Raw genomic sequence first — 12,173 nt, 5'->3', positions numbered from 1 at the left:
CTCACCATTCTCAGAACGCCATGGCAGCGGCGACCGCGCGCTGCCAGCGGGCATAGGCGACATCACGGTCCTCGGCCGACAGTTTCGGCTCGAACCGGCGATCCAGTGCCCAGGTTTTCGAAAACCCTTGTTGGTCAGGATAAACCCCCGCGCGCATTCCGGCCAGCCACGCAGCACCCAGAGCGGTAGTTTCCTGCATGACCGGGCGGTCGACGGCCGCACCCAGGTAGTCTGACAACCCCTGCATCGCCCAGTCCGAGGCACTGGCCCCGCCATCTACGCGCAGGGTGACTTCGGTATCTACGCCCCAGTCACCCTGCATGGCATGCCACAGGTCGCGGGTCTGGTACGCGATGCTCTCCAGCGTTGCCTTGGCAAATTCCGCGCGGCCGGAGTTGCGGGTCAGGCCAAATATCGCGCCCCGGCAATCGGGCTGCCAATACGGCGCTCCGAGGCCGGTAAAGGCAGGGACAAGTACAACGTGCTGATTCGGATCGGCCTGTTGGGCCAGTTCGCCGCTTTCGGAGGCTGTTTCGATGATCTTCAGGGCATCGCGCAACCATTGTACTGCAGCCCCGGCCACAAATATCGACCCTTCCAGCGCATATGTCCGTTGCCCATCCAGTTGGTAGGCAATTGTTGTAAGCAGGCGGTTCTTTGACGCGACCGGCTTGTCGCCCGTATTGAGCAACGCAAAACAGCCTGTCCCATAGGTCGATTTCATCATGCCAGGCTGGAAACAGGCCTGCCCGATCGTAGCGGCCTGCTGGTCGCCTGCAACGCCCAGAATCGGAATATTTCCTCCTAATAGGGTCGTATATCCAAAGTCCGAGGCGCAATCATGCACCTCGGGCAGCATGTTCATGGGCACATCCAGCAGGTCGCAAATCTCGGCGCTCCACTCCCCTCTGTGAATGTCGAACAGCAGGGTACGGGCGGCGTTGGTTGCATCGGTGGCGTGGTTGCGCCCTTCGGACAGGCGCCAGATCAGGAAACTGTCGATGGTGCCGAACATCAGCTCTCCGGCTTCTGCGCGGGCGCGGGCGACGGGTACTTTGTCCAACAGCCATTTGACCTTGGTGCCAGAAAAATATGGGTCCAGCAAAAGCCCGGTCTGAGAGGTCACGTCATCTTCGCACCCCGCTTGCTTGTAACGCGCGCAAATATCGGCGGTACGGCGATCCTGCCAGACGATCGCGTTGTGGATTGGTTGGCCCGTGGCTCGGTCCCAGACGACGGTGGTTTCACGCTGGTTGGTGATTCCGATACCAGCGATCTGCTCTGGCGCGACGCCTGTGCTGTCCATCACTTCGCGGCAGACACGCAGGACACTGTCCCATATTTCCTCGGCATCATGTTCGACCCAGCCTTCCTGCGGGAAATGCTGTGTGAACTCGTGCTGCGCCGTGCCTGCGCGCTGCATATTGGCGTCAAACAATATGGCCCGTGATGATGTGGTGCCCTGATCAATAGCGAGAATATAGGTCATTCCCCGCGCCCCTCCCGTTTGGTTTTGCGGGACTTTAGCGCAAACACTGCCGGACGTGCCAGAGCGTTCAGACAGCAATATTGTCGATCAGCCGTACACCGTCCGCCCACGCTGCCGCAAACAGTCGGGCGGGGCGCTGCCCCACGCGGGCCAAAGGTTCCAGCGTTTCTGCACACCGCAGTTGAATATACTCAACCTGCGTAAAACCCGCGGCCAGCAAATCCGATTCTGCTTGTGGAGCCAAAGCATCGAAGGCCGTACCCTGTTTCAGGGCCAAGGCCAGATCGGTCATGATCCGGTATTTGTTGGCTGCAACTTCCAACCCTTGGGGCGAAAGACGCAGGTTGCGCGACGACATCGCCAACCCCGAGGGTTCGCGAATAGTTGGGCAGCCGACCACATCAATCGGGATGTCCAAATCGCGGGCCATGCGGCGGACAGTCATCAGTTGTTGATAGTCTTTTTCGCCGAAATAGGCTCGATCTGCCTGCGTTTGCAGGAACAGCTTGGCAACAACGGTGGCAACCCCATCGAAGTGTCCCGGACGGAATTCACCCTCCATCACATTGGTCAGACCCGCGACAGAGACTGTCGTGGCAAAGCCTTGCGGATAAACCTCTTGGGGGTCAGGTACGTAAATCGCATCAACACCGTAGGGGGCCAGTTTTTGTGCGTCTTCATGCTCAGTCCGCGGGTAATTTGCCAGATCTTCGGGGTTGTTGAACTGTTTTGGGTTTACAAAGATCGTGACGATAACACGGTCGGTGCCAGCTTTGGCAGCTTCAACCAGGGACAAGTGCCCCTGATGAAGCGCGCCCATCGTAGGAACGACTCCGATAGTTTCGTCATGGCGATGCCACTTGGTCATCAGCGCGCGCAATTCGGTCAGGCGGCGCAGTATAGGGGCGTTCATGTCGTGGACCCTTTGGCCGGGGCGTGATCTGCGAACACATGTTCGTCGGCAGGAAACGTGCGAGAGCGTACGTCGGCCGCGTATTCTGCGATGGCAGCCTCGGCCTGTTGCCCTAATTCGGCATAGCGTTTGACGAATTTCGGCTTAAACGCGGTAAAAAACCCTAGCATATCGTCAACAACCAGAATTTGCCCGTCACACCCTGCTGAGGCGCCGATTCCAATGGTCGGAATCGCAACCTCCGCGGTGATTTGGTCGGCCAGACCTTGCGGAATTTTCTCAAGCACCACGGAAAACGCACCTGCCTCGGCCACGGCATGGGCATCTGCCAGTACGGCCTGCGCCTGCTGATCGCGGCCTTGCACCTTGTAGCCGCCCAGTGTGTTGATCGACTGCGGTGTCAGTCCGATATGCGCTATCACCGGAATGCCGCGCCGGACCAGAAAGCGGATCGTTTCGGCCATTTCAACGCCACCTTCCAACTTTACCGCACCTGCACCGGTTTCCGCCATCAGCCGGGCGGCATTGCGAAACGCCTCTGCCGGATTGTGTTCATAGCTGGCAAAGGGCATGTCGATCACCATCATCGCATCGTTAAGCCCGCGCGAAACGGCCTGACCATGAAGCACCATCATCTCCATCGTCACGCCCAGCGTCGATTCCAGCCCATGCAGCACCATACCCACGCTGTCGCCGACCAAAACAAAATCGCAATGTGCATCCATCAACCGGGCCATCGGCGTGGTGTAGGCCGTTAGAGAAACCAAAGGCGTGCCGCCTTTCCGGGCGCGAATATCCTCGGCATTGGGGGCTTTTTTGCGAGCGGTGGCGCTCATGGTCGCTCCTCCGGAGTTCATGTTGCAGCGCGGCATAGCAGATTGAACAGGGTCATAGAAACCCCGGTTGCGCGAACATTTCCTTGATTGAACCAAGGTTTAAAGGAACATTGTTTCTATAAAGCCCGCAAAACAGCGGGGACAGTTATGCAACGCGGGGAGATTTTCATGACTAAGCAAGCGTTTCGATCATTTGCTTCTGCACTGGTTTTAGGGACCAGCGTCTTTGCCACCGGGGCTTTGGCCAAGTCCGACATCACCATCGCGATGCAGCTTGAACCGCCGCATCTGGACCCGACAAGCGCTGCGGCACAAGCCATTGATTCCGTTGTTTACACCAACATTTTCGAAGGTTTGACGCGTTTTATGGGCGATGGCTCGGTGGTGCCGGGGCTGGCCGAAAGCTGGGAAATTTCTGACGACGGCACCGTCTATACTTTCAAGCTGCGTGAAGGGGTTGCATTCCATGACGGCACCGCAATGGATGCCGAGGATGTCAAGTTCAGCCTTGATCGCGCCATGGCTGAAGACAGCGTCAATGCGCAAAAAGCGCTGTTTGCAGGGATCGAAAGCGTTGAGGTAATTGACCCCTTGACCGTCACAGTCACCCTGTCCGAACCGAACGGCAATTTCCTGTTCAATATGGCATGGGGCGATGCGGTTATCGTGGCACCGGAAAGCATTGAATCCATCCAGACCAATCCAGTGGGCACGGGGGCGTTTACTTTCGGCGACTGGGTGCAGGGCGATAGCATAGTCCTGAACCGCAACCCGAACTACTGGGGCGAACAGCCCGCTTTAGAGACTGCCACGTTCAAATTCATTTCGGACCCGACGGCGGCGTTTGCCGCCATGATGGCGGAAGACGTGGATGCATTCGACAACTTCCCTGCCCCTGAAAACCTGCCACAATTTGAAGCTGATCCGCGGTTTCAGGTGATTGTCGGTTCGACCGAGGGCGAAACGATCCTGTCGACCAACAACAAGCAACCTCCGTTCGACGACATACGCGTGCGGCAGGCGCTGGCCCATGCCATTGACAGGCAGGCGATCATTGATGGGGCGATGTTTGGTTATGGCACACCCATCGGCACGCATTTCGCACCTCACAACCCGGCTTACATCGATCTGACCGGAACCTCGAACTATGATCCGAAAAAGGCCGCCATGCTACTGGCCGACGCGGGGTATGCAGACGGGTTCGAAACCACATTGCACCTACCGCCACCCGCATATGCCCGGCGCGGAGGAGAGATTATCGCCGCACAACTGGCTGAGGTTGGTATCAAGGCCGAGATCATCAACGTCGAATGGGCGCAATGGCTGGAATCAGTCTTCAAGGGCAAGGATTTCGGCCTGACCGTCATCAGCCATACCGAGCCGATGGATATCGGCATCTACGCACGGCCCGACTATTATTTCCAATATGACAGCCTGGATGCTCAAACGCTGATGCAGACGCTGAATGCAACTACGGACCCGGACGAACGCAAAAGGCTACTGGGTGAGATGCAACGTCTGATCGCGAGTGATTTCGTCAATGGCTACTTGTTCCAGTTGGCTAAGCTGGGGGTCGCAAAGACCGGTGTTCAAGGTCTGTGGGCAAACGCGCCGACCGCGGCGATTGACCTAACTCAGATCAGCTGGGCCGAATGATCATGCGCGGGGCCAGAACGGGCCCCGCATCTGTACGTAAGTGAGCTTTGCGATGAACCCCGCCCGTATTTTTTGGTGTTTTGCTGTTTGTGTCTGCCTTGTTGTCTTGGGCAACGCAGGACAGGCACAAACCACGCTGCGGGGCGGGTTAGGTCCATTGGTCGGAACGCCTGAAAATCCACTGAGGGCAGGGGTAGGTATCCGCATCGACCAAATCACCAGCGTGGATCAGAAGGCAGAAAACTACGGTGCGGTCGTCGTATTGCGTGTCGAATGGACCGATCCTGCTCTGGCATTCGATCGCGAGGATGTCGGGCGGGACATTCAGGTTTTTCACCCGCCGGTACTTGCTGATCATGCGCTGAAGCTTGGTACGGTATTGCCCGCTTTTGTCGTCCACAACCAGCAATCAAACAAGTGGATTCATGAATCCGCTGCTTCGTTGCGCTATGACGGGCACGTCCTCTATGTCGAGAAATCTTCGCTCACACTTCAGGCGCCGCATTTTAACTTCCGGAAATACCCGTTCGACACGCAAGAGTTTTATTTTCAGGTCGCATCGGTCTTTCCGTCCGAATATGTCTCTTTTTATCCGCTTGATGCGTATTCCGGCCTCGGAGACCTTTTGGGAGAAGAAGAGTGGATACTGGAAAACGCCCGGATGGAGCATTCGACCGTCATAGGTATATCAGGGCGGGACAGTGATCAGATCGCGCTGGCGTTCGAAGGCCACCGGCACCTGACCTACTATACAATCCGGGTATTCCTGCCGATGTTGGTTCTGATCACTGTCGGCTGGGCGCTGTTTTTTCTGGACGAGTACCGCCGCCGGATCGAAATCGCCGGCGCTAACCTGTTGGTATTTGTAGCCTTCAACTGGGCGATTTCTGCCGACCTGCCGAAGCTGGGATATCTGACCTTTTTGGATTTCATCCTGCAATGCATGTTCGTGATGACCGGTGCGCTGATCGTGTTCAACGTGGCCTTGCGCAAATTGAAGACATCCGGGCGCGAGGATACGGCCAGAAAGCTGGACAACTACGCGATCAAGTGGATCTATCCGCTTGGATACGCAGCGATTGTCGGCTATGCGATTTTTGTCTATCTGCTGGACCCGGGCTTTTTGTCATCCTAACGTGGCTTTGATGCTCCGCTATACCCTTAAACGCCTGATATCCCTGCTGATCAGCCTTATGGTTGCGTCGCTGGTCATCTTTATGGTGATCGAGGTCGCGCCCGGTGATCCGGCCTCGTTCATGCTGGGTGTGAACGCGCAAGAGGACACTCTGGCCGCGTTGCGGGCCGAGTTGGGGTTGGATGTGCCCAAGGTTCAGCGGTATTTCAACTGGGTCAGCGGTATGCTGGTGGGGGATTTCGGAACATCCTATACCTATCGTACACCGGTGTCGCAGATGATCGCGGATCGGCTTTGGGTTTCGTTGCCCTTGGCGCTTTATGCGCTGGCACTATCCACCCTGATCGCATTCCCGGCCGGAATTTACGCCGCCGCGCGCCGGGGCAAGCCGGGCGACCTGACGGTGATGGGGGCGACACAACTGGGTATTGCGGTGCCTAATTTCTGGTTTGCGATGATGCTGGTGCTGATCTTCGCAATCAACCTTCGATGGTTCAACGCAGGGGGGTTTGCAGGTTGGGAAAACGGCCTGTGGACGGGTCTGCATTCACTAACTCTGCCTGCCATCGCACTTGCTCTGCCGCAAGCCGCGATTTTGGCGCGGGTCATGCGATCGTCGCTCTTGGATATTCTGGGCGAGGATTTCATGCGCACCGCCCGCGCCAAGGGGGTATCCCGCCGTCAGGCATTGTGGCGGCACGGTGTGCGCAACGCTTTGATCCCGGTTCTGACGATCATCGGGCTGCAATTCTCTTTCCTTTTGGCGGGGTCGATCATCATCGAAAAGGTGTTCTACTTGCCGGGTCTGGGGCGGTTGGTATTTCAGGCGATCTCTGCGCGCGATCTGATTGTCGTGGAGTCAGTCGTCATGCTGCTGGTCTTCGCTGTCATCACGGTCAATTTTCTGGTCGATCTCGCCTATGCCGCCGTGGATCCAAGGCTAAGGAGCCGGACATGAACCGCAACCTGATCCTTGGCGCGCTGCTGTCATCGCTGGTGCTGCTGGCGGCATTGCTGTCGTTTATCTGGACGCCTTATGACTATGCGGCGCTGGATATCCCGAACAAGTTACACCCCCCCAGTACACAGCATTGGTTCGGAACAGACCATTTCGGGCGCGATATGTTCTCGATGATCATGATCGGCGCACGTACATCCATCGCGGTGGCCCTGGTGGCAGTCGGCATCGGCATGGCTCTGGGAATTCCGCTCGGCCTTATGGCCGCAGCGCGCAAAGGCACCTGGCTGGACGAGGTGATCATGCGCGGTAACGATCTGGTCTTTGCCTTCCCATCGCTGGTTATCGCCATCCTGATCACCGCGATCCTTGGCGCTGGCGCAATCAATGCAATCATCGCCATCGGCATCTTCAACATTCCTGTCTTTGCCCGCATCACTCGCGGGGCGGCGCTTTCTCTTTGGGAACGTGAGTTCATTCTAGCTGCGCGTGTCTCGGGCAAGGGCGCGGCGCGAATCTCAGCGGAACATATCCTGCCCAATGTGGCCAATTTGCTGATCGTGCAGGGAACCATCCAGTTCTCGCTTGGGATTTTGGCAGAGGCAGGCTTGTCCTATGTCGGACTAGGCGCGCAACCGCCAACGCCCAGCTGGGGTCGGATGCTGGCTGATGCGCAGACAATGGTCAGTTTTGCCCCGCATTTGGCTTTGATTCCGGGTCTGGCGATCATCATCACGGTGATGGGCCTGAACCTGTTGGGCGACGGATTGCGAGATTGGCTGGACCCCCGCATCCGAGTGGCACGCGCATGAGCCTGTTGCGAATTGAAAACCTCTCACTATCGATCCACAGCGTTGAGATCCTGAAACGCGTCAACCTGTCTATCGAACCCGGTCAGATTGTGGCCGTAACCGGTGAAAGCGGTTCGGGTAAGTCGATGACGGCGCTGGCCGTGATGCAATTGCTGCCGAACGGAGCACAGGCAAGCGGGTCCGTTTTGCTTGAGGACCAGAACCTGCTGACCCTGTCGGAGCCCAAGATGTGCACCTTGCGCGGTGCCTCGGTCGGCATGGTTTTTCAAGAGCCGATGACAGCCCTGAACCCGGTCAAAACCATCGGCGATCAGGTGATGGAGACGATCCTGATCCACAAGGCCATGTCACGCAGCCAGGCTCAGGCGCGCGCGCAAGAGGTGCTGACGCGCGTCGGGCTGCCCCAAGACCGCTTTCCGCTGTCACGCTACCCACATGAGCTTTCGGGCGGTCAGCGCCAAAGGGTCGTTATCGCAATGGCTATCGCGCTGCGCCCCAAGCTGTTGATTGCGGATGAACCAACCACCGCACTAGACGTGACAACACAGGCACAAATCCTCGACCTGCTCAAAGGGCTGGTGCGCGAATTCGGGATGGGCCTGTTGATGATCACCCACGATCTGGCGGTTGTGGCCGACATGGCGGATGAGATTGTTGTCATGCGCCATGGTGAGGTGGTTGAAAGCGGGGCGACAACCGACCTGCTTCACAACATGCAGCACCCTTACACACGGATGCTATTCAAGGCCTCGGGTCATCAGGTGACCCTGCCAGAGCGGCCGCAGCCCCAACCATTGCTTGAGGTCACGAACGTCATCCGCACCTACCGCTTGCCGCGAAAAGGGTTGTTCGACAGGCCGGAACATCACCGCGCCGTGGATAACATCAGCTTTGCCTTGAACAGGGGTGAACGCCTTGGCCTTGTCGGAGAGTCCGGTTGTGGAAAATCGACCCTAACAAAGGCCATATTGGGGCTGGATGAGGTACAGTCTGGCGAAATTCGACTGGATGGCCAACCTGTTTTTTCAGGCCACAAACCCAACCTCGAAGTCCGCCGTAAGATGCAGGTGGTGTTTCAGGATCCTTATGGCAGTTTCAATCCACGTCACCGCGTGGCCCGATTGATCGCCGAACCTTTTCACCTGCTTGAAACCCCGCCCACAGGGTCCGAGCGACAGGACCGCATCGCGGAAATGCTCAAAGCTGTGGGTCTCAACCCGGATGATGCAAGCAAGTACATTCATGAGTTTTCGGGGGGCCAACGGCAGCGGATCGCCATCGCCCGCGCCTTGGTCATCCAACCCGAGCTGATCCTGTTTGATGAGGCAGTCTCGGCCCTTGACGTTTCGGTCAGGGCGCAGATTCTCGACCTGCTTGCCGAACTCTGCGCCACCTACAACCTGACCTACCTTTTCATCAGCCACGATCTAAGCGTCGTCCGCACGATCACTGACCGGGTGATGGTGATGCAGGCGGGAAAGATCGTCGAAGAGGGCGAGACCGAGCAGGTCTTTGCCCAGCCCAAACACCCCTATACCCAAAGCTTAATCAACGCCGCACCGACCTTGCCAGAAATCAGCAACAACGTCGCGTGAGCGAGTTTCAGACCCTAAGGAGAGGAATTCATGTCTCATCCAATCTGGTTCAACACCGAATTATGTCTGATCGGCGGCGAATGGGTCAGGCCGGTTTCGCGGGAAACACTGTCGCTTACCAACCCATCGGACGGGTCGGAACTTTGCCGGATTGCGCGCGGAAAAACGGCGGATATCGGCGCTGCGGTGCAGGCGGCGCAAAAGGCATTGGACGGCGATTGGGGGCGAAAAACTGCGTTGGAGCGGGGGCGCATCCTAACGCGGCTGGGGCAGTTGGTGCTGGAAAAGGTCGATGACCTCGCACAGCTTGAAGCGATGGATGTGGGCAAACCGCTGACGCAGGCACGTGCGGATGCGGTGGCATTGGCCAGGTACTGCGAGTTTTATGGCGGCGCGGCGGATAAGGTGATGGGTGAGACCATCCCGTATCTGGATGGCTACACAGTCTACACCCTGCGCGAGCCGCATGGCGTCACGGGCCATATCGTGCCATGGAATTACCCGATGCAGATCATTGGCCGCTCGGTCGGGGCGGCGCTGGCGATGGGCAACGCCTGTGTTCTGAAACCAGCGGAAGAGGCCTGCCTGACCGCACTGGCCTTTGCCCATCTGGCGCAACAGGCCGGCCTGCCGGCTGGCGCGCTGAACGTCGTGCCCGGACTTGGGGCCGAGGCCGGGGCAGCGTTATCAGCAAATCCGGGCGTCCATCATATTTCCTTCACAGGCTCGGTTGCGACCGGAGCGCTTGTCCAGCAGGCCGCCGGGCGCAATGTGGTGCCGGTGACGTTGGAATTGGGCGGGAAATCCCCGCAGCTGGTGTTTGACGATGCCGATCTTGATGCCGCCCTGCCCTTTTTGGTGAATGCGGGTATTCAGAATGCCGGGCAGACATGCTCGGCCTCGTCCCGAATTCTGGTCCAGCGCGGCGTGTATGATCAGGTCAAGACGCGCATGGCAGCGGCGTATGCCGACCTGAAGGTTGGCCCTGCGCAAGAGGATTTGCCGCTCGGCCCCCTGATTTCAGCGCGGCAAAAAGACATTGTAGAAGGCTTTTTGGCCAAGGGGTCTGATCTCAGCATCGCAGGCCTGGGGTGCCTCGTTGACCATGCGCCAGAAAACGGTGCCTATGTCCAGCCTACTCTTTTTGCTGATGTTCCACCGGATCACGTCTTGGCCCAAGACGAAATTTTCGGCCCTGTTCAGGTTCTGATTCCCTTTGACACCGAGGAAGACGCAATTCAGATCGCCAACGCAACTGAGTACGGGTTGGTCGCCAGCATCTGGACCCGCGATGGAGCCCGCCAGATGCGGCTGGCAAAACAGCTTCGCTCGGGGCAGGTATTCATCAACAATTACGGCGCGGGTGGCGGGGTAGAACTCCCGTTCGGCGGCGTGGGTAAATCAGGTCATGGCCGGGAAAAAGGGTTCGAGGCGCTTTACGGGTTCTCACACGTAAAAACCGTGGCAGCTTATCATGGTTAGGGTCTAAACAATAACTTCTACCGATTCCTGCGCTCCCACACCAAAGATCCGCTTGTAGCGCGCGATCTCATCTTTTGGACCCATTGCCTTTTCCGGGTTGTCCGACAGTTTCACGGTCGGTCGGCCATTGGCCGAAACCGCCTTGCAAACCAGCGAGAATGGCGCCAGCGCGTCATTCGGGACCAGGCCGCGGAAATCGTTGGTCAACAATGTGCCCCAACCAAAAGAAACCTTGGTGCGATGGGCGAACTGGTTGTGCAACTCCTGGATTTTCCCAACGTCCAAACCATCCGAGAAAATGATCCGCTTTTGCGTCGGGTCTTCGCCGCGTGATTTCCACCAGTTGATAGCAACCTCAGCCCCCGCAGCCGGATCGCCGCTGTCTACGCGTATACCGGTCCAACCCGCCAGCCAGTCCGGCGCGCGGTCCAGAAATCCTTGGGTTCCGTAGGTGTCGGGCAGAATAATGCGCAGATTCCCATCATGTTCTTCGTGCCAGTCGCTCAATACATCGTAGGGGGCTTGCGCCAGATCGTCATCTGAATCGGCCAGCGCGGAATAGACCATCGGTAGTTCATGCGCGTTTGTACCGATCGCTTCAACCTCGCGCCGCATGGCGATCAGACAGTTCGAGGTGCCGGAAAATGCGGGTCCCAAGCCCTCGATCATCGCCTGCACGCACCAGTCCTGCCACAGAAACGAATGTCGCCGCCTTGTGCCAAAATCCGCAATCCCCAAGCCGTCGATCTTGCGCAGCTTTTCGATCTTTTCCCAGACACGCGTCATCGCACGGGCGTAAAGCACTTGTAGCTCGAACCGGCGCATTTGGTTCAGAACCGCACGTGACCGCAGCTCCATCAGCACCGCCAGCGCCGGGATTTCCCACAGCATGACCTCATGCCATTTGCCCTCGAACGTCAGCTCATACTGATCGCCTTTCCGCTCAAGGTGATAGGGCGGCAGGCGCAGATTTTCGAACCATTCCATGAAATCCGACCGGAACATCTGACGTTTGCCATAGAAGGTATTGCCGCGCAGCCAGGTGCTTTCGCCCCGACTGAGACCCAGCGAGCGGATGTGATCCAGTTGCTCGCGCAGCTCACCTTCGTCGATCAGATTCGCCAGTGGAATGTGATTCGACCGGTTGATCAGCGAAAAAACCACATCCGTTTGGGGCTTATTTCGAAACACTGACTGGCACATCAGCAGTTTGTAGAAGTCTGTGTCGATCAAAGACCGTACAATCGGGTCAATCTTCCATTTATGATTGTACACACGCGTCGCAATATCGACCATG

General features: G+C 57.7%; 10 protein-coding genes. 6 read left to right on the top strand and 4 right to left on the bottom strand.

Features of this window, described 5'->3' with window-relative positions; translation table 11 throughout:
* Window positions 1-10 precede the first annotated feature (10 nt).
* The 3 genes from glpK to panB all read right to left on the bottom strand — a co-directional run bounded on the left by glpK (window position 11) and on the right by panB (window position 3,238).
* Window positions 11-1,489, bottom strand: coding sequence for a glycerol kinase GlpK (gene glpK / locus ACXAET_RS14225; RefSeq protein ID WP_475186351.1), 1,479 nt, complete (start codon window positions 1,487-1,489; stop codon window positions 11-13).
* Window positions 1,490-1,556: 67 nt separating this feature from the next.
* Window positions 1,557-2,402: a pantoate--beta-alanine ligase gene (panC, locus tag ACXAET_RS14220; protein ID WP_475186348.1), complete on the bottom strand. Its 846-nt coding sequence runs from the start codon at window positions 2,400-2,402 to the stop codon at window positions 1,557-1,559.
* Entirely contained in the window at window positions 2,399-3,238 is an 840-nt protein-coding gene (panB, locus tag ACXAET_RS14215; RefSeq protein WP_475186345.1) for a 3-methyl-2-oxobutanoate hydroxymethyltransferase, read from the bottom strand. Before panB ends, panC begins: the two co-directional genes overlap by 4 nt.
* Before the next feature lie 168 nt (window positions 3,239-3,406).
* On the opposite strand from panB, the gene ACXAET_RS14210 reads away from it, so the two are divergent.
* The 6 genes from ACXAET_RS14210 to ACXAET_RS14185 are packed head-to-tail and all read left to right on the top strand — an operon-like array spanning window position 3,407 to window position 10,876.
* Window positions 3,407-4,894: an ABC transporter substrate-binding protein gene (locus ACXAET_RS14210; RefSeq protein WP_475186341.1), complete on the top strand. Its 1,488-nt coding sequence runs from the start codon at window positions 3,407-3,409 to the stop codon at window positions 4,892-4,894.
* Between the two features lie 52 nt (window positions 4,895-4,946).
* On the top strand, window positions 4,947-6,029 hold the full coding sequence (locus tag ACXAET_RS14205; protein ID WP_475186330.1) for a ligand-gated ion channel: 1,083 nt from the start codon (window positions 4,947-4,949) through the stop codon (window positions 6,027-6,029).
* 10 nt (window positions 6,030-6,039) lie between these two features.
* Complete coding sequence (locus ACXAET_RS14200; protein ID WP_475186326.1) at window positions 6,040-6,987, top strand: ABC transporter permease; 948 nt, start codon at window positions 6,040-6,042, stop codon at window positions 6,985-6,987.
* Window positions 6,984-7,799, top strand: a complete 816-nt coding sequence (locus ACXAET_RS14195) for an ABC transporter permease (protein ID WP_475186321.1) — start codon at window positions 6,984-6,986, stop codon at window positions 7,797-7,799. The genes ACXAET_RS14200 and ACXAET_RS14195 overlap by 4 nt, the downstream gene beginning before the upstream one ends.
* Window positions 7,796-9,394 (top strand): ABC transporter ATP-binding protein, encoded by a 1,599-nt coding sequence (locus ACXAET_RS14190; protein WP_475186313.1) that lies wholly within the window; start codon window positions 7,796-7,798, stop codon window positions 9,392-9,394. The genes ACXAET_RS14195 and ACXAET_RS14190 overlap by 4 nt, the downstream gene beginning before the upstream one ends.
* Window positions 9,395-9,424: 30 nt before the next feature.
* Entirely contained in the window at window positions 9,425-10,876 is a 1,452-nt protein-coding gene (locus tag ACXAET_RS14185; protein ID WP_475186309.1) for an aldehyde dehydrogenase family protein, read from the top strand.
* A gap of 3 nt (window positions 10,877-10,879) precedes the next feature.
* Here ACXAET_RS14185 and pncB read toward each other — a convergent pair whose 3' ends face one another.
* On the bottom strand, window positions 10,880-12,172 hold the full coding sequence (gene pncB / locus ACXAET_RS14180) for a nicotinate phosphoribosyltransferase (protein ID WP_475186306.1): 1,293 nt from the start codon (window positions 12,170-12,172) through the stop codon (window positions 10,880-10,882).
* Window position 12,173: the final 1 nt, after the last annotated feature.

This window comes from Ruegeria sp. AWH4_226, assembly GCF_056159225.1.
Note: the sequence above shows the minus strand (reverse complement) of the source record. Positions and strands in the feature narration are given on the sequence as shown.